Raw genomic sequence first — 17,128 nt, forward strand, 5'->3', positions numbered from 1 at the left:
TAATAGATGAGATAGGAGCTGATAAAAGGCTGAAGATGAGGCTTGCGGAGTTGATCATATCCGAGCCGGATGTGAGGCTTTTCATGATAAATTCAATTCTCCCGGATGTAGCCAAAAAGGAAGACATAAGGGAGCTTAGAAGCGAAATAGCACAACTAAGGGGAGAAATGGCACAGTTAAGAGGGGAAATAGCTCAGTTAAGAGGGGAAATAAGTCAACTGAGGGGAGAAATAGACCAACTGAGAAGGGAGATGTACAGCAACTTTAAGTGGACCATAGGGATCATTCTGACGATATGGGGTGCAACCGTGATCCCAATTCTTCTCAGGTTGATAGGAGCAATATAATCTGCAAAATGATTGCAGCTTATCTTATGGGCTTCTCTCCAATTCTCATTGATCTCTCCAGCTCCTCAGATATCTGGTTTTGATGCCGAAGTACGAGAGAGCTCTCGCAACAGTCTGGTTTAAAGCTCCTCGATGGATTTCGGCCTCAGGTAAAAGGCGGGCACCGGCGGCATCACCACAACATTGTTCATTGAAAGCTTAAGCAGGTTTCTCAAGTGTATTGGGCTAAGAGGCGCCTCTCTGGGCATTAGAACTATTGTTCTTCTCTCCTTTATGCACACATCTGCGACTCTGGTGAGGAGGTTATCTGAAATTCCATTTGCTATTTTTGCAGCTGTTGACATCGAGCAGGGGGAGATCAGGAGCCCGTTGTACTCAAAGGATCCGCTTGCAAGAGGGGATTCGATATCTGACTCATCGTAGTATTTTGTGGCAAGGGACCTCACGTAGTCCTCGGTGAAATCGGTCTCATCCCTCATCACCCTTCATCCGTTCCTCGTGACGATGAGATATGTCTCAACTCCAGCCTCCCTCAGAAGCTTGAGAGAGGCAACTCCGTATATGAAGCCGCTGCTTCCGGTTATCCCGACCACGATCCTCATATGGTTGAGGGCAGGCTAAGGGATAAAGACATACAGTATTTACTATATATACCTTCATTAAGTGCATATATAAATAGGAGATTAATTAAATAAAGTTTATATTGAGATCAAGCAACATCTTGTTGTGCACCCATCTAAGGCCATAATAGGGACAAAAAGCAAGTTGCTGAAGGGAAAAACAGTAGTTTTATGCATCTGTGGGAGTGTTGCTGCTGTGAAGTCCCCTGAGATAGCAAGAGAGCTGATGAGGAATGGGGCTGATGTTCATGCTGTCATGAGCAGGGAGGCCATGAGGATAATACATCCCCATCTGATGGAGTGGGCAACAGGAAACCCCGTTGTGACGAGGCTGACCGGAAAGGTGGAGCACATAGCCCTATGTGAGGGAGCAGATCTTGTCATCGTGGCTCCAGCGACAGCAAATACCATCAGCAAGATAGCCCACGGAATATGCGACACAGCCGTTACGATAATTGTCTCCACAGCTTTGGGAAGAAAAATTCCCGTGATTATAGCGCCGGCAATGCATGAGAGCCTTTACAAGAATCCATTTGTCTCGGAGAATGTGGAGAAGCTGAAAAAGTCTGGTATAGTTGTAGTGGAACCCGAGATTGAGGGAGGAAGAGCCAAGATTGCATCAACAAGCAGGATTGTCGGGGCTATCATAAACCTCTTCACACCCCGCAGCTTGGAGGGGAGGAAGGTCCTCATAACAGCAGGCCCTACGAGGGAGCACATGGATGATGTCAAGTTCCTCTCAACACCGAGCAGTGGGAAGATGGGGATAGCCCTTGCCGAGGAATGCGCTGCAGCCGGAGCTGATGTCACGCTTGTTCTGGGCCCCACATTCATAAGCCCACCTCAGGGAGTGAGGGTTGTGAACGTGATCTCATGCGAGGAGATGATGAGAGCTGTCCTGAGCCTGCTTGAGGAGAGATACGATATCATATTTCTATCTGCTGCTCCCCCCGACTTCACATTCTCCGAGAGACAGAGGGGGAAGATATCGAGCGATCTGGAGGAGCTCAATGTGAGGCTTGTCAAAAGCCCTAGGATAATATCGGAGGTGAGAAAACACGCTCCTGACAGCATTATCGTCGGGTTTAAGGCTGAGTTCGGTGTTTCAGCTGAGGAGCTTGTGGAAAGAGCTTATAGAAGGCTTTTGGAGAATGATCTGGATTTTATAGTGGCAAATGATGTGTCAAGAACCGATATAGGCTTCTGCTCTGACTTCAACGAGGTGTACATAGTTGATAGGAGGAGAAATGTGCTTCACATTCCAAGGTCAAGCAAGAGGGAGGTGGCAAGGGAGATAATAAGGGCTGTTTTGGGGGAGAGGCATGGAAGCTGAAGCAGTGAGAGTTGAGGTCCCGCTCCACATAACAGGCTTTTTCAGGCCATATTTCTCTGAGGATCCGCTTAAGACTGGATCAACAGGTGCTGGATTGGTTGTGATCCCAGGGCTTCTCTGCGAGCTGAGGAGATCCAATGGGTACAAGCTGTTCTACAACGGTGTTGAGACGAGGATACCGCCAGTTGAGGAGATAGCTAGATCTTTCAACATGATGATAGACATAAGATCGAATGTACCTCTTGGAGCCGGCTATGGCGCAAGCGGAGCCTCAGCCCTCGCAGTATCCTTGGCACTAAAGGGAATTTTAGGGGGATCTGAGCTTGATGCAGCAAGAAGGGCGCATGTAGCTGAGGTGAAGAACATGACAGGGCTTGGTGATGTGACAGCAATATTCTGCGGGGAGCAACTTGCGATCAGGACAAAGCCCGGGGCACCAGGAGTTGGCAAGGTGGTGGCCATCAGGCCCTCAGGCAACATATGGATCGTGACCTCGGACTTGGGTGTGATGAGCACGAGGAAGATGCTCGAGTCGATGGGAGGGAAAATTGAGATATATGGGAAAGATGCAATGGATAAGTTCATGGAAAATCCGTCCTTGGAGAGCTTCTTCTGCTTATCGAGGGAGTTTTCCGAGCGCATTGGGTTCATGAGAGGGGAGCTAGTTGAAAAGCTGAAGTCAATAGAAAAAAATGTAATAGGGCTGACCGTGAAGAAGGGCGTGCTCCTTGCGGCAGTCGATGATGGGGATCTAAGCGAGGTTATCCCCAACATGAGGAAGATTTTCGGCTCAGTTCATCTTTTCAGACTGGGAGGGATGAGGAGATGCTGATACCACCTTCCCATCCCAGATATCTCTCTTTGCTGATCAGGGAGAGGCTTGTAGAGGGATTCAGGAGAGGAATTGTGGTTCCGGAGGGCCTTATAGCTCATGGAAGGGGGGAGGCGTTCGACTACATACTTGGGGAGAGGACATGGCCTCCCGCTTTGAGGGCTGTGGAGGCAGCTGCAGCAACCCTTCTCTTGGCCAGAAATCCCGTCATATCGGTGAACGGAAACACAGGTGCCCTCGTGGCTGAGGACATAATCTCGCTCGCGAGGGAGGTGAACGCAAGGATAGAGGTAAATTTATTCCACAGAACTAGGGAGAGAGAGGAGAGAATAAGGGATCTCCTTCTCTCCCTCGGTGCTGATGAGGTTCTGGGAGTTGGGGAGGATGCATCAGCCACAATACCTGAGCTCATGAGCGAGAGGAGAAGGGTCAGCCCAAGGGGTATTCTAGTTGCTGATGTGGTCCTGGTTCCGCTTGAGGATGGGGACAGAACAGAGGCCCTGGTCAGGATGGGGAAAAAGGTTGTGGCGATAGATATAAATCCATTCTCAAGAACTGCTCAAAAGGCCAATATAACAATTGTAGATAATGTTGTGAGGGCCATGCCGAATCTGGTGAGGAAATGCGCGGAGTTCAAGAAATTGAGTAGAGGGGATCTTGAAAACATAATTAGAGAATATAATAATAAGAAAATAATTCAAGAGATTGTTAAAATTATCTGGGATAGGCTCGCTGAGATCGCAGGTGGTGGAGTTGAATAGAGCGAGAAAAACAGCCCTGATCGCCATATTTGGAGCTCTATCCATCGTATTAACAGCCATAAGAGTTCCTCTTCACTTCGGAAATCCAAATCTAGGCTCAACAGCGATCAGCTTATCCGCTCTCTTCCTTCCTCCAGGGGAGGTGTTCATCGTCGGGATTGTAAAGGGAATTGGAGTCACTATCTGGACAGCTCAGCCCCTGATCGAGATACCCGCAGGCCTGGGGGATGGAATTATGGGGATCATAACGCATATCCTGCTGAGGAGGTTTAGGCCTGGGGCTGCTATTGTGATAGGCCAGATCTGCAGGTATCTCACAACCTCCACATCGATAGCCTTAACATGGACGATCCTCTCATGTTTCAGGCCAGAACTCCAGAGGACGGGACAGAACATCCTTCAGATCTTCATCGGGTTCTGGATGTGGATATCATTCCCCGCGGTCAGCCTGTCGATAGCAGCAAACTCGCTTCTTGCAGGGTTCATCGCTGAGATGCTTTACAGGCGCCATCTAATCAGGCATCCCCATTAGCGGATTCAGCGAAGAAAGCTTTATTTGAGATAAATGCTAATATTGCTGCTGTGCAACCTCAGATTTTTCATGTTCAGGACAGCTAAGGTCTATCTCCACTCTGATGATTCTTCCCTTAAGAAGTTGCATTATTTCGAAAGTCTTTCTCAGATCTCCCTCTGCTTTTATCCTCAGAGAAAAACCATCAAACTCCGCCGAGAGATCGTTTAAGTACCATGATGCCTTGAAGGACGATATGACTTTGGGCTTTCTCTCAGCAGGGAATCTGGAAATGCTGATGTAGTTTTCATAATACTCACTGTACAGGTCAAGGGCTCTCTCTGCCTCTGGCTCACAGCTGTACTGCACTGTAATGCTCCTGGCTTCATCCGGCTTGAGCATGTCTCTAAGCCTTTCATCATCGACTGAAACGCTTATTTCCACTATTTTGGGCTTCCCCAGAAGATCTAGAATCTGCTTAAGTAGATTCGGTTCCACAGAGTAAACGACATATTGGCATTACTACTCTGTCTCCTCTTTTTAGCTATGCCCAAATAAAGTTTTATAAACCATATGGTTCTGTAAAATTAAAACAGATTAGAGAGGACAGATGATAATGACAAGAAAGATCCATTCAAATTGCTGGAAAAATTGCTTGGTGATCTTCCCTTTGACAGAGACCTGAGGAAATGCACGCGCATTCTTTATACTCTTCATACTCTGAAGATACATATGCTCCTGCTGTTTCCACTCCTATGAAGTATCTCTTCAAGAACACAGATCTGGGTGAGATCTTTTCATCATGCAGAATAAGTACATCTTTCATCAAGGTCTTGCCGGTGTATACACAGTCTCCAGCTTGCTAATTCTCTCTTTTACATAAATTATGAGAGAATCGAGAAATATCCTAGCAAAACCAAGCAAAAGTAAGAGATAGGATCTCCTTCTTATGGTCGCTCTCAGCCTGTATCTTAGGAGAGCATTTCTGAAGATATGGGAGAAAGTATGGATGTGCACATGATATATAGTTGCGAAATAAGGTTTGAACTTTAACTTTTTGTCTTGCATCCACAGGATCTCCTCTAGAAAATCAGGAAATTCAGGGATAGGATGTTTCATTATGGTTTCTCTCTTGGCAGCAAAGGCAGCACTACAGAAAAGTATCCTCCTCCGTCTATCGAGAACTCCTGGAGGAGATGCAAAGAATAACACATCATCTTCTCTAACCTTATCCACGACTCTGAGAAAATCGTGATATCTGACCAAGACATCCCCGCCAGCAAAGAAAATGACATCAGAGCTAGCCATCCTAGCACCTTTGTTGAATGCAGCCGCTGGGTTCCTTTCGTATAGAAGAATGACCTCCTTCACTCTTGGAAATCTTCGGTACACGCCAGCTATCCTTTCGCAAAGATCCTTTCTTTTTGGATCTCCCGATAGCACTACTGTTACTTCCCTTATAAGACTCGCACTTGTTTCAGTCATCCAAATCACCCTAAAAATGATTTATATATCTTCAAAACTCTCTTTGCGATAGCTCTTGGATCGTGATATTTTATCAAATACTCGTACTCCTTTCTCCACAGCTGCTCGTCTGCATTCATTATCGTTTCAGCAATTTTTTCTTCTTCATTTATATCTTTTAAAGGAAATTCTTTATACTCTTCATACTCTGAAGATACATATGCTATAACAGGTCTTCCGCACGCTATTGCCTCCAAGGAGACCACTCCTAGAGATCCCAGCCTAAATCTGTCTATTACCACATCGGAGTTCCAGTAGTATTTATTGAGCTCTTCGTGAGGAACCTTGGGAAGCACGTTCAGATGCAATCCAAGTTTCTCAGCTAGTCTCAGTGTTTTATCCAGATCTTTACCGTAAGCGATTATGCTCACATCCACTTTGTCTTTTATCCTGCTCAATGCCGTTATTGCTATATCTGTACCTTTGACATCCCAGTTCGAATCAGATGCAATTAGCACTCTCCTCCTTTCATGTTTTTCAGCAGGCCTTGGGTAGAAGATCCGCATATCCACCGGATTGGGAAGATATACTGCATCATCTCTGAACTGCCTTGCTATTCCAAGAATGTCAGGGGTACTCACCAAGATTTTATCGCACCTTTTCAAATTGTATTTGACTATCCTACCCCATAAAAGATGGTTTAAACTGGCTCTCAGGTCACTTCCATGTGCGTGTCCTATTAGTGGTCTTTTCCCCAGCTTTCCTGCGATATAACAGTCCTGTAACAGATAGTGCACATGATATACATCTGCGTTGGCTCTCATTACTTTATAAGCTATGCCCAATGTCTTGCTCCAGAGACTCCTAGTCCTCTTTATGTGCCTTATTTTAATATCCTTAGGAAAATACTTTACCAGAGTCTCACCAACGTAGGCGCAATCGTTTATCATGGCAACCGATGTCATGGATTCACCCCCTTTATCAAAACTCCCTCCCCCAGTATTCTTGACAGGAGAATGGGATTGCACTGATTCATGCTCACCACATCCACTTGATCCTCGCTTATGCCAAGGGCTTCTGCAACCTTTGATACAACATATCCAAGGTAAAGCAGGTTCTCCTCACCTAACAAGGCTATGTCGACATCATGAGAGCTTGCTCCATCTCTGGCAATGGAACCGAACAGGATTGCCACTTTAACTCCCTTCATTTCATTGAAGAGAGCCCTAAGCCTTGGAAGCACATTGTTGAGCATAATCTTTCTTGCCACAGGGTTTTCGCCAGTGCTATATTTTAACATTTTTCTGTCCTTCCATTTTTACTGAAGTTCACGGACGGATCATGACGAGCCAGCTTTTCTGCATACGCGCATCAACCTGGCTAAAGAGCATGCTTGTTGCACAAGGATCAGAACTTCCAAAATCTATAAAAGATTAAATTAAGAGCTGAATTTATGGGTGGGACAAAAAACTTTTATATGTGGAGCAGAAGTTTACAATTAGTGAACTCAGAGAGGCTGTCGGTTTGGTTTTGCAGCGAGATGTTGATCCTGGAGACGCACTTAATGCAATAACAGCAAGAAAGAGAGGTATGAGCATCGTAACTTTAGATAAAGACTGGCAACGCCTCTCAGACTATACAGTTACCATAATTACTCTCTGAGGCTAATATAGCACATTATCCACTTGCAAATCTAGTTCTAGCTTTTAATTCGTTTCCACAAATCTTTTGCTTTCATCCAAAGTTTGTGCGTGCTTTTCTACTTCATTTACTGTCCTTCGAGAGTACAGCGAAACAATTTAGAGTACTATTTTACTAACATCCTCCCACCTGTGAACTCATGTTTGGCAGAACAACCAGTTTTGCACCCTGTATAAGGGTTTTCTGAGGTAAAATAAGATGTTGAAACAAAACCTTAAATGCTACTTTATGGAGTTTAGGAGCATGGCTGAGAAGATAAAGACAAGTATAGTTATCGATAGAAACCTCTGGAAGAGGTTTAAGATGAAAGTTTTAGGTGAAAGAGGATTAAAGGGGATTAGTGAAGCTGTGGAAGAGGCTATAAAGGAGGAACTTTGTGAGGATTTGATAGCAGAAGCCCTTGAAGAATTGCTGGGTCCTGAGAAGCCTCCTTTAGCAGTAAATCCTGTCAAACCTGAGACTGATGCAGGGAGAGTTGTGAGAGAACTGAGAGATTCCAGGCTTTAAATGCTGCATCTAATTATAATTTGAGCCCTAGAAAAGCATCAGGGCACTTCTTTATAAAGAAAAGTTTATATCTAAATTTCAGAGTTGCTGGGAGGGGTTTCTTGTTCGAATATAGGGCAGTAAATAAGAAGTATGCCCAAGAAGTTCTGACACAATTGCGGAACAAGGAGACGAGCCAAGTAGAGTTCAGAAAAGGACTTGTGCGCCTCGGAAGAGTGCTAGGGCTGGAAATAGTTGAAGATTTTGAAACAGAGGAGAAGCTTGTAGAGACACCGCTTGGCACCATTTACAAGGGAATAAGGATAAAGGACTTCGAAAAAGTCTGCATAGTAACTGTTTTAAGGGCAGCTTGGCCCCTGACAGAGGGTTTAGTGAAGATATTCTACTCAGCTAAACAGGGAGTTATTGCAGCCAGAAGGGCAGAGGAAAAAGGCATGCACAACAGGGAGTTCGATATCGAGGTCAACTATGTCAAGGTTCCCAAGATGAATGGAGATGAGATCCTGATAATCAGCGATGTTATGGTTGCCACTGGTTCTACACTAATTGCGGCCTTAAAGGAGCTATTAAAGAGGGGAAGGGCAAAAAAGTACTATATTGCCTCGGTGATCTCAACACCGGTAGCTATAGAGAAACTTGGAAAGTTTGCCGCAGAGGCAAACATAGATCTGAAGCTCTTCACCATAGCTGTTGATCCAGAGCTGAACGACAAAGGGTATATCGTTCCCGGTCTTGGAGATGCTGGTGACAGGGCTTTTGGAACATAGGCCTTGCAACTTTTTCTGGTCTATTTCCCCTCATTATCAGCACCTTACAGGGAAATTTAAGTCTTCTGCACAGGTTCTCAAGAAAGGCCTTGTCCGTAGGGCCTTCAACAATAACCAAAATGAGATCAGCTGATGACTCCACCGTACCAGGCCTCGCCCAGAGTTCCTCCTTCCTCCAGATACCTCCTTACTTCCTCAGCCTTGCTGCCAGAAAGCTTCGTCACAACAGTATCCAGCCCTCTTCTCTCGACAAGGTAGAGCTCCTCCGGCCTCACTTTATCCAGAAGGTAGGGAGAATGAGTTGTGATTACCACTTGGCTTGGAGATCTTCTCGCAAGCTCGATCACTGTTTCAAGCAGGTATGGATGAATCGAGTTTTCTGGCTCCTCTATTGCAACCATGGTTTGACCTGAGTAGAGTATTGCAGCCATGGCGAGGAGCCTTACTGTTCCATCCGATATGTTGCTGGGCCTTAAGGGCTCGGATAAACCCCTAACCTTTATCCATATCTCCACCTTGTTGCGCTCTAAATGTGGCACAATCTCCTCGATTTCAGGAATTGCGGACCTGACTGCTTCCTCAACCCTACTAAAATCCCCTCTTCTCTCCAGATAAAGATGTAGCAGATATCTTGCAAGGCCTCTCCCATCGTACTGAATTCTGGGCTCAGCCTCCACATCATCCCAGAGCTTTATCGACCTAGGCTCAAGCCTGTATGCTGCAATCCCCCTCATCTTACCAGCTATTTTTCTCAATGCTTCGTTGGAATCTGAAGGCAGCTTTAAGAGGCAACTTGCCGTCTGTGACATAGAACTATTTCTGAATTTCATACTTGGTAATGTGCCTGAAAAGAATAATTCTTTTTTAGCTCCCTGCTCATCAGCATAGGAGCATCTGCTGTCAAAACCTTCGTGTCTGAGCAGCTCCATGCTGCCAATATATGCTCTCTCAGCATATCCTCTTGTGTTTAACGTTAGCTTATAGCTCATCTTCTCGACATCGTCCATTAAAACCTCTATCTCAATATCCTTGGTTGTATCAAAGGAGAAGAAGAGACTCTCAAAATCATACTCCTCCATGGAGGGAACTCCCTCTGTCACGAGGTTCTGGAGGAGCCTAAAGACAGCCACTAGATTGCTCTTTCCACTGGCATTTGGCCCAATGAATATGTTTAGCTTGCCCAGTTCAACGTTCACATCTCTAAGGCTGAGAAAGTTCCTGATGATGAGCCTGTGGATCATGATTTCTTCACCATTAATTCCTCAACTACTTAATTAAGTTGTTCTCAGTACTATCATTAAAATCTTTATTTTTTAACTTTATATAACATTTTTAATCATGAGGTAACTTGTTTTCGACCTATCAACATAGAAATAGATTTTTCAGCTTCTTATCTTCACGGGAAGCCGCTACTAAGGGATAAATAGCCATACCAGTTCTGGCTCTCCTCTCTAAACGGCTTTTATGTACACGAGGAGTTGGAGAATATAGCTGAACGTGAGATGTGTCAAAGAATTTGCTTCTAGTGTTATCATCAAGATCAATGCGAGGAGACTCCCGACCTTTAGTCGTGGAGAGGAATCGCAGTAAGGTTTAAATATTTTTCCCTTCCTAATGCCGGAGCAGGTTGCCCTGAAGTGAGGGGTAAACATATAGCTAGGAGGGCCACGTCCCTCCTAGCAGGGCATCGTAACCCAGCCCGTAGGGAACTACGGGATGAACCTACAAAGCTCCCGACTTCAGTCGTGGAGTAGGTTACTTAGGAGCACAAAATTAATATTGTTGAAGTTCACTTTTTCTTATGGAGGAGAGAAAGGCCAGACTTCTGTCCAAGACGAGGGATCCGGATAGGGAAAGAGATTTTGATGAGGTTACGGAGAAAAGACTGAGGGAGATAAGCCCTGAGGATGCTGATCAGTGGATGAGGTTCAGGGTGGCGTTCAGGGTTTCCCCTTACACAGGAAATCAGGCTAAAAACTACCTAGAATCAGTATTTCAGGCTCTGCTTGAGATGCCATCTCTGAGAAACGAGCTGAAGGGAAGAAAAATAGAGATAGGGATAAGGCATGATGGAAGCATGGTCGATGCCGAGATGATAGGTCCTGTTGATGGAAAATACTTCCTTCTCATAACTGAGGCAAATATCAGGCTTAAGATAGCGGAGATAGCTTTGAAAGAAATTTTAAGGGCATTTCACCCTGATTGGGAGGAGGAAAAACTGGAGGAAGAGGTTAAAAAAGCGATGGAGATATGCAGAATAGCTGCAAAAGGCTGGTGATAAGCTCCCGCAAATAAGAAAAGTGAAATAAAAACTATTTATTAAATAGGTAACAGATATTCATTTATTCAGAGATTTTCACAATGCAAGAGCTTAAGCCATTTATACTCAGTGCCCCTCCCTCAATTACCGTTGAGAATTCTGCGAAATTAAACATTATGAGGGAGCATCTGAATGGTTATCCTTATTGCTTCTGCCGTCTGAACCTTTTCTATAATTGCATAAAGCCTGAGCAAGAAAACGAGTTTCCTAAGCCCTTCTTCTACCTTCTCAGCAGTTATAGGCCTTCCAATCCTGACCTCAGCTCTTGTTACACCATCGTAATCCATTATAAGCGATGAATTGTGCTTTTCCAAGAGCTTGTTGACATCCTCCTGCCCGTGAAACCACTGAAGCTTGGTATATGGAGTCATCAGAATCCCATTTGATGATATCTCAAGTTCTGCACTCCAATCTCCTATGGATGACTCCCATTCATCAATGAACCTCTTTGCAGATTCGATTGGAACAGATAGAGCCTCAACAACCTCATTAAAGAGCTTTTCATCCTTGGAAAACCACGGATGCACTATAACCACATATTCTTGATGTGATCTCATGTGCAAGGTCTTGTTATCCTTTCTCACCTCAACCCAGCCATCACTGGATCTCTCGACAACATCCTTGCCATAAGTCCTAACAGCATCAAATGGCCTGAGCCACTCGATCAGCAGGATCTCCATCGATCTTTTATTGCGCATGAAATTAATATGCTTTATGGATTCCACGGTTTTTCTTAATCTTGGAGATGCAAAAAGAGGGCGCAGCAACAAAGTTTATATTCCGGTATGATAGGTATACTAGGTATACCATGAGCATTTCCGTCTCGATTAAAGTTCGCAGGGAGCTGGTGGAGCTCGCTGATAAAATGGTCAGATACGGCATTGCTAGGAGTAGATCTCATGCTTTCAACATCATGATCGAGAAGGGCTTAAGTGAGGTACTTAAAGAGGTTGAAAATTGGGAGGACATCTATAAGAGGGCGGAGGAGATGGAAAAACAGGGATTCAAGCTGAGACATGGCGGTTTGAGCAAGCTTCTTGAGGAAGAAAGAAACCGCTAGGGTGAATTCTTGATATACATCGACACCAATGTGATAATATCCTATATGGACGAGGCTGATTCAAATCACGAGAGAGCAATGAAGCTCATTAATAGTCTGGGCAAAGATAGGATTGTTTCTAGATTAACTCTTGTTGAGCTGTCATCTGTCTACTCCAAGGCGGGACTGGAGGAGCCACTTTCCCTCGCAATTTACTCGGTAAAGAGTGTTAAAGCGGAGATCGTCGAAATAGATTTCAACGAGGTTTTGAGAGATGCTTTTTCAAGAGCCCCTATTCTCAAGCTAAGGACACTGGACTTACTACATATAACAGCATGTAGAGCAGCTGGATGTGAAGAGTTTGCTACGCTGGATTCGGACATCATGAGTAAGGCTGAGGCAATCAGCAAAGAACTGGATGTTAAAGTGATAACAGTAAATTGATAGACTTTTAGTCCGGCTAAGCTTTCATTCTCCGGAATTATTAACATAAATAAATTTTTGTTAAACATGTGCAAAGCCTCTTGATATCTTGATCCTCTGAACTGCTTTAAAAGCCTTTTACCCTTCGCTGAACTTATCTAACTCCTCTGAAGCTGCAAACAGCTATATTCTTTAACCTCTCCAAGTCCACCACTCTATTAACATAGCTAACTGTAGGGATAAGTAACAACAATGTTTATTCTTTGACTTCGGCCAAGAGTTGGACAGGCTCATAGCGCTAAATGGAACTAAGTTCCTCACCAGGACTATCCAAAGATCCCGATTTTGCCTAAATTTACGGTCTTTAAAGGAATAATTTTCAAAAATTTTCGAGGCTAATATCTAAACATTTATTAAGTGGCGGTGGTGTAATTGAGTGTGAGCGAGATAATCAGCACTCTGGCGATACTGATCTCCATAGCCTCATCGGCAGCTGGTCTGGGCTACTGGCTTGCAAGGCAATTTGAGAAAATAGCAAGGCAGTTCGAGAAAATAGACATACAGTTTAAGGAAATGGAGAGAAGGATGGAAAGGCTTGAAAGAGGGATTTTCAGCTTTAACGAGCTTCTCCTAAAAGTTCTTGAGGAAAAAGACGTAATAAGCAGGACAGAGGCGATTTCTCTGATGGCTGCCCTTCAGAGCATGATCCCTAGCTCGAGAACAAAGTACTACACAAAGGAAGTTGAGAACAGGCTAAGAGAGCTTCTAGGAAAGGATCCGGAGAAGTACACACTCGAGGACATCAAGGAGCTTGAGAGGATAGCAGATATAATGGAGGATGAGTACATGGTGTCTGGAAGGAAGGAATTGATCGATTATGCAGCAAAGCTGAGAGTTGCAGCTCTTGTCTTAAAAGTGGTTTTTGTCGAGCCTAAGATGAGGAAGCTGAAGGAGTGGCCCTTGGGATATTAACTTTTCAGCTTTATTATTATGTCTTGATAAAAGTTATTAAAACTAACAAATTATAGGATCTCAGAGCCTCAGGGCAGCCCTTCTGTAGATCGGATCAGGTATTATATAGGTTCCTGATTCCTCCGATATTATGTAGAGCTTCTTGAGCGTCTTAAGGAAATCGCTCAAAGTGCTATCAGAGACATCCACATCGAAATCAGACCACCTTGCCCCATATGCAGCTATCGTCCTCAGAACTCTCTTTGCCCATTCTCCTCTCTCTTTTATCGCATTTCTCAGCTCCTCTAGAGCTATATCAACTGCCTCGCTTTCAGAATCCCTCAGAGAATCCTCATGGCTCTTTCCAAGGCACCTCCTGATTCCATAAAAGCTAAGCCATCCGGGAAGAGTTCCAAGCACTTTTACAGCCTCTTCTATCTCATCATCGCTGTGCTTAACACTGCATTTCTCAAGCCCCTCCTTTAGGAACCGAAATGCTGTCTTCTCCGACCATGGACCAAGCTCTATCTCAATGGGGCTTCTTCCGTACATCGGGTTTTTCCTAGATGGATTGAGAAGAGTGTCCATGAGGCCTATGGAGGATCCTGTGAACAGGAAGCTCAGGTTTCTAGCTGAGTTTCTGAGCCTAGCCAGCATCAAAAGAAGGTGATTTATCCCTCCCCTCACTTCCTGAACCTCATCCAGTATGACCAAAAGCTTTTCCTTCCTAGAAAGCTCGGTTAAAAGCTCCTCCATTGTTCTCGTCCTGCTGACCTTCCTCAGGCTTATTTCAACCTCCCACACTTTAATTTTCTCCAGATAATCTCCCATTCTGTCAAGAAAGCTCTTGGGAATGGATTCCACTATTCTCCTAGACATATCCGAGACCTTACTGGCACCTCTAAGGTCGACATAGATGTGGGAGAAACCCTCCTTCCTCAGTACATTTGCAGCAACTTTTGCCAGGCTTGTCTTTCCTGACATCCTCATTCCAAGGATGGCAACCCATGTATTGTTCTTCAATGCCTCAACAGTTCTTTTTAGCTCCTCATCCCTGTCAAAAAGCTCATCTCTCTTCTCACAGGGACCCTGTCTGAACAACTTTGTCCCCCAAAGTGCTTTGCCCCCCAAAGTTAATATACATTTCTCTCGGAATTTTTAAATTATAGAAAGCTAATCAATAAGTCCTTTTAAAATAAGTCCTGCCAGCTCAACAGCTCTTCTAGCATGCTGTAGTGCCGTTTCGGCGTCCTTTCTTTCATATATCTCCCAAGGAGTGAGTCCTCTAGTTGGTTCCCCATATGTTGCCCTGCCATGTTCTGGAGCAAGGAGTCCAGCTATTCTTGCCAGCTCCTCTGCCAAAGGCCTTAAATTCTGGGGCATCTGCTCGATTATATCTCTGAGCTCATGTGATGGATCGTGGGACCAACTGGGAATTCTGTAGACGGCTACTATTGCTTTAGCAGCATTTTCGGCAGCGAGCTGCGAAGAAGCAACCGTGCTTCTAATGTCTCCACGCCTGTATGCATTCTCTGATTCTTCTAGGTATTGCTGAGCCAGCTTCATCCTGTAATCTACCTCGGACTTGGGATTCATCTTGAACATCATCTCACCATAAGGGGCTTCCCATCTGCTCTCTTCCAGCCGTACTTGCCATCAGGGGTTCTATATTTTATAAGACCTAAAGATTCCACAAATTGTCGTGCTTTTGATGAGAGCTCGCTCACTCTACCGGTTTTATCGTAGATCACAATTCCGTCTACCAGAATGTTGAGAAGGAGAGGAGTTAGCTCCAGCTCCTCCCTGAAGAGCTCGTCGGCCCTTGCATCAATTAGCGTCACAGCCCTCCTTAAACATCCGGACACGACTTTGTATATAGCTAAGCGGATCTCGATACCCTTAAGACTCTTTAGCACGACGAATATATCTACATCGCTGTCCTCCTTGGCTTCATCACGTGCCCAACTGCCGAAGAGCACCAGCCCGAGGAACTCTTCCCCAAGGAGCCTCTCAAGATCGCTTGTGCACTCCTTGAGCTTCTGAATAATTAGTTCTCTTCTCTCAATCCTTTGTAAAACAGACGGGTTAATACTGCCTCCCAGCATTCTCAAAATCTCTCCTCGCTTTTGTAACCTATATTGTATCTATCGATAGCTAGCTTATAAATGCTACCGATGATAAACCATCCAAAATTCAAACAGACCTGCACCATTGTCCCTAAGTTTATTTCAACAACAGGAACCTTGAGAACTCATGTTGCCTCTAAATATTTAATTTACATAATAACAGGGGCGATATTTGAAGCATTATGTAATCTTATGTGAAACTATCTCAATTCTGGCTCCTCTTCCTTAAGTGGTATGCGACCAAAAAGCTTGTGTCAATGTATGCCATTAATCCTCCCTGTTCCCCTCCACTGCCTTAACTGCGCTGAATCTTGGAGCCAGTTTCGCCTTAATGCCCCCCTTTAGAAGTATTTCAGCCAATTTTTCCGCAAGCTCCTCCTCACTTACATCGGTTTTTCCGGTCCACTCAAAGACTATCGGTATCCCCTTGAACTTCTCCTGTAGCCTTAAGTTGATGTTAAGCGCCTCTCTGGCATTTGCATCTATTGTGACATAGTAGATGTAGCCCCAATCCGGCTCATATTCAGCTTCAATTTTACATGGCAATTTTGTCAGCTTCTTCAGCTCCTTTGCTATTTCCCTGCTGATCCACTCCTTTGCAGCTTCCGACAAACTCAAGATATCGACCCTCTATACCACTGCTTCAAACTTTATATGCCTATCGGCCTAAGCATTCCAGCTGTTGAATAAACTTCTCCGATAAATTAGCCTTTCTTTTAATCCTAAAATAAGTATTCTTCTTTCGCCCCAATCCACTTCGTAGACTATTCTCCGATTCTGATGCGGTATACGTTCTCACATCCTCTAAGCTTGACAACTTCAATTCTGAAAGGTATGGGATCGCCTTTCAGAGTCAGCATTACCTCTTTAATCCTTTCTCTCAGGGCTAAGCTTTTCAAGAGCTTTTAATGCTTTTTTCTTGGCCTCTACTCTGAACATCATTTCAAGACCTTCATTATTTCTTCTTCACCTAAAACCTCATCACTGGACTCTATAGCTTCTTTCTCATCTTCTAGCGGTTCCTCAACCGGCACAAGTTTTTCAACAAGTTCCTTGTACAAAAGCTTTATTTCTTTTAGCTCCTCTCTTATCTCCTTAAGTATTGTTGGGACATCGGACATCGCTATTGCTTAGTTTAAATCCCTCCTGAAGATTTAAACATTTCCATCGACCAGCAGACCTTCACCCAATATCCAGCTTACTCTTTATTTCAGCTTGGAAGTTTTGAAAGCTATGGCACGTATGACCTGAGCAGTATCCCTATTATCCCTATCAGGATGGGCAGATTAAAGGCTATGAATATCCTTATTAGAAGGGAGAGCTGTCCCTCTATCTTTGACATTCTTTGCTCCAATGAGGAAACCCTTTGATCCATTGAGGAGAATCTGGTGTTCATCTCCTCCCTCAATTTTTCTATTTCCTCCCT

23 protein-coding genes and 2 pseudogenes are annotated in these 17,128 nt (G+C 44.5%); 12 read left to right on the plus strand and 13 right to left on the minus strand.

Annotated elements, in window-relative coordinates; genetic code table 11:
- A partial coding sequence (locus D6D85_RS15935) for a coiled-coil domain-containing protein (protein WP_161969605.1) occupies positions 1-347 on the plus strand: 347 nt, incomplete at its 5' end.
- A gap of 119 nt (positions 348-466) precedes the next feature.
- Here the strand turns inward: D6D85_RS15935 and D6D85_RS00705 are convergent.
- Positions 467-949: pseudogene (locus D6D85_RS00705) on the minus strand (UbiX family flavin prenyltransferase).
- A gap of 124 nt (positions 950-1,073) precedes the next feature.
- Here D6D85_RS00705 and coaBC point away from each other — a divergent pair.
- Genes coaBC through D6D85_RS00725 form a run of 4 tightly spaced genes read left to right on the plus strand, consistent with a single transcriptional unit; the run spans position 1,074 to position 4,425 of the window.
- Positions 1,074-2,300, plus strand: coding sequence for a bifunctional phosphopantothenoylcysteine decarboxylase/phosphopantothenate--cysteine ligase CoaBC (coaBC, locus tag D6D85_RS00710; protein WP_161969606.1), 1,227 nt, complete (start codon positions 1,074-1,076; stop codon positions 2,298-2,300).
- On the plus strand, positions 2,290-3,132 hold the full coding sequence (locus D6D85_RS00715; RefSeq protein WP_125670116.1) for a pantoate kinase: 843 nt from the start codon (positions 2,290-2,292) through the stop codon (positions 3,130-3,132). Before coaBC ends, D6D85_RS00715 begins: the two co-directional genes overlap by 11 nt.
- On the plus strand, positions 3,126-3,893 hold the full coding sequence (locus D6D85_RS00720; RefSeq protein WP_125670117.1) for a 4-phosphopantoate--beta-alanine ligase: 768 nt from the start codon (positions 3,126-3,128) through the stop codon (positions 3,891-3,893). Before D6D85_RS00715 ends, D6D85_RS00720 begins: the two co-directional genes overlap by 7 nt.
- Positions 3,877-4,425, plus strand: a complete 549-nt coding sequence (locus D6D85_RS00725; protein WP_125670118.1) for a hypothetical protein — start codon at positions 3,877-3,879, stop codon at positions 4,423-4,425. Before D6D85_RS00720 ends, D6D85_RS00725 begins: the two co-directional genes overlap by 17 nt.
- 36 nt (positions 4,426-4,461) lie before the next feature.
- On the opposite strand, the gene D6D85_RS00730 is transcribed toward D6D85_RS00725, so the two are convergent.
- From D6D85_RS00730 to D6D85_RS00745, 4 genes are all read right to left on the minus strand, one after another.
- The gene (locus tag D6D85_RS00730) at positions 4,462-4,902 is read right to left on the minus strand and encodes a hypothetical protein (protein ID WP_125670119.1); all 441 of its coding nucleotides are present in this window, start codon (positions 4,900-4,902) and stop codon (positions 4,462-4,464) included.
- A gap of 327 nt (positions 4,903-5,229) precedes the next feature.
- Complete coding sequence (locus D6D85_RS00735; RefSeq protein ID WP_125670120.1) at positions 5,230-5,889, minus strand: glycosyltransferase family 2 protein; 660 nt, start codon at positions 5,887-5,889, stop codon at positions 5,230-5,232.
- Positions 5,890-5,894: 5 nt separating this feature from the next.
- On the minus strand, positions 5,895-6,833 hold the full coding sequence (locus tag D6D85_RS00740) for a glycosyltransferase (RefSeq protein WP_125670121.1): 939 nt from the start codon (positions 6,831-6,833) through the stop codon (positions 5,895-5,897).
- Entirely contained in the window at positions 6,830-7,138 is a 309-nt protein-coding gene (locus D6D85_RS00745) for a nucleotidyltransferase family protein (RefSeq protein ID WP_125670122.1), read from the minus strand. The genes D6D85_RS00740 and D6D85_RS00745 overlap by 4 nt, the downstream gene beginning before the upstream one ends.
- Before the next feature lie 209 nt (positions 7,139-7,347).
- Between D6D85_RS00745 and D6D85_RS17165 the strand changes: the two genes are divergently transcribed.
- The 3 genes from D6D85_RS17165 (at position 7,348) to upp (ending at position 8,843) form a co-directional block, all read left to right on the plus strand.
- Entirely contained in the window at positions 7,348-7,530 is a 183-nt protein-coding gene (locus tag D6D85_RS17165) for a PIN domain-containing protein (RefSeq protein ID WP_161969607.1), read from the plus strand.
- A gap of 282 nt (positions 7,531-7,812) precedes the next feature.
- A complete protein-coding gene (locus D6D85_RS00755; RefSeq protein WP_125670123.1) occupies positions 7,813-8,076 on the plus strand; it encodes a hypothetical protein in 264 nt (87 codons plus the stop codon).
- A gap of 101 nt (positions 8,077-8,177) precedes the next feature.
- On the plus strand, positions 8,178-8,843 hold the full coding sequence (upp, locus tag D6D85_RS00760) for a uracil phosphoribosyltransferase (RefSeq protein ID WP_125670124.1): 666 nt from the start codon (positions 8,178-8,180) through the stop codon (positions 8,841-8,843).
- Between the two features lie 125 nt (positions 8,844-8,968).
- On the opposite strand, the gene D6D85_RS00765 is transcribed toward upp, so the two are convergent.
- Positions 8,969-10,084, minus strand: coding sequence for an AAA family ATPase (locus D6D85_RS00765; RefSeq protein WP_125670125.1), 1,116 nt, complete (start codon positions 10,082-10,084; stop codon positions 8,969-8,971).
- 560 nt (positions 10,085-10,644) lie between these two features.
- On the opposite strand from D6D85_RS00765, the gene D6D85_RS00770 reads away from it, so the two are divergent.
- The gene (locus D6D85_RS00770; RefSeq protein WP_125670126.1) at positions 10,645-11,121 is read left to right on the plus strand and encodes a hypothetical protein; all 477 of its coding nucleotides are present in this window, start codon (positions 10,645-10,647) and stop codon (positions 11,119-11,121) included.
- A gap of 149 nt (positions 11,122-11,270) precedes the next feature.
- Here the strand turns inward: D6D85_RS00770 and D6D85_RS00775 are convergent, their stop codons facing one another.
- The gene (locus D6D85_RS00775; RefSeq protein WP_125670127.1) at positions 11,271-11,843 is read right to left on the minus strand and encodes a hypothetical protein; all 573 of its coding nucleotides are present in this window, start codon (positions 11,841-11,843) and stop codon (positions 11,271-11,273) included.
- A gap of 59 nt (positions 11,844-11,902) precedes the next feature.
- Here D6D85_RS00775 and D6D85_RS00780 point away from each other — a divergent pair, with 59 nt between their 5' ends.
- The 3 genes from D6D85_RS00780 to D6D85_RS00790 all read left to right on the plus strand — a co-directional run bounded on the left by D6D85_RS00780 (position 11,903) and on the right by D6D85_RS00790 (position 13,597).
- Positions 11,903-12,223: a hypothetical protein gene (locus tag D6D85_RS00780; RefSeq protein WP_237558697.1), complete on the plus strand. Its 321-nt coding sequence runs from the start codon at positions 11,903-11,905 to the stop codon at positions 12,221-12,223.
- A 9-nt stretch (positions 12,224-12,232) separates the two neighbouring features.
- Complete coding sequence (locus D6D85_RS00785; protein ID WP_237558698.1) at positions 12,233-12,646, plus strand: type II toxin-antitoxin system VapC family toxin; 414 nt, start codon at positions 12,233-12,235, stop codon at positions 12,644-12,646.
- A gap of 417 nt (positions 12,647-13,063) precedes the next feature.
- The gene (locus D6D85_RS00790) at positions 13,064-13,597 is read left to right on the plus strand and encodes a hypothetical protein (protein ID WP_125670128.1); all 534 of its coding nucleotides are present in this window, start codon (positions 13,064-13,066) and stop codon (positions 13,595-13,597) included.
- Positions 13,598-13,657: 60 nt separating this feature from the next.
- Here D6D85_RS00790 and D6D85_RS00795 read toward each other — a convergent pair whose 3' ends face one another.
- From D6D85_RS00795 to D6D85_RS15940, 6 genes and pseudogenes are all read right to left on the minus strand, one after another.
- Positions 13,658-14,677: an AAA family ATPase gene (locus tag D6D85_RS00795; protein WP_237558699.1), complete on the minus strand. Its 1,020-nt coding sequence runs from the start codon at positions 14,675-14,677 to the stop codon at positions 13,658-13,660.
- 72 nt (positions 14,678-14,749) lie between these two features.
- Positions 14,750-15,181 carry a HEPN domain-containing protein gene (locus D6D85_RS00800; RefSeq protein ID WP_237558700.1) on the minus strand — a complete coding sequence of 144 codons (432 nt, stop codon included), beginning with the start codon at positions 15,179-15,181 and terminating at the stop codon, positions 14,750-14,752.
- A complete protein-coding gene (locus D6D85_RS00805; RefSeq protein ID WP_125670136.1) occupies positions 15,181-15,681 on the minus strand; it encodes a nucleotidyltransferase family protein in 501 nt (166 codons plus the stop codon). The genes D6D85_RS00800 and D6D85_RS00805 overlap by 1 nt, the downstream gene beginning before the upstream one ends.
- 288 nt (positions 15,682-15,969) lie before the next feature.
- The gene (locus D6D85_RS00810) at positions 15,970-16,320 is read right to left on the minus strand and encodes a hypothetical protein (RefSeq protein ID WP_125670130.1); all 351 of its coding nucleotides are present in this window, start codon (positions 16,318-16,320) and stop codon (positions 15,970-15,972) included.
- Between the two features lie 320 nt (positions 16,321-16,640).
- On the minus strand, positions 16,641-16,823 hold the full coding sequence (locus D6D85_RS00815; RefSeq protein ID WP_125670131.1) for a hypothetical protein: 183 nt from the start codon (positions 16,821-16,823) through the stop codon (positions 16,641-16,643).
- 110 nt (positions 16,824-16,933) lie between these two features.
- Positions 16,934-17,128, minus strand: a pseudogene (locus D6D85_RS15940) (hypothetical protein); the annotation flags it as partial.

This window comes from Candidatus Methanodesulfokora washburnensis, assembly GCF_003947435.1.
GTDB classification, from domain to species: domain Archaea; phylum Korarchaeota; class Korarchaeia; order Korarchaeales; family Korarchaeaceae; genus Methanodesulfokora; species Methanodesulfokora washburnensis.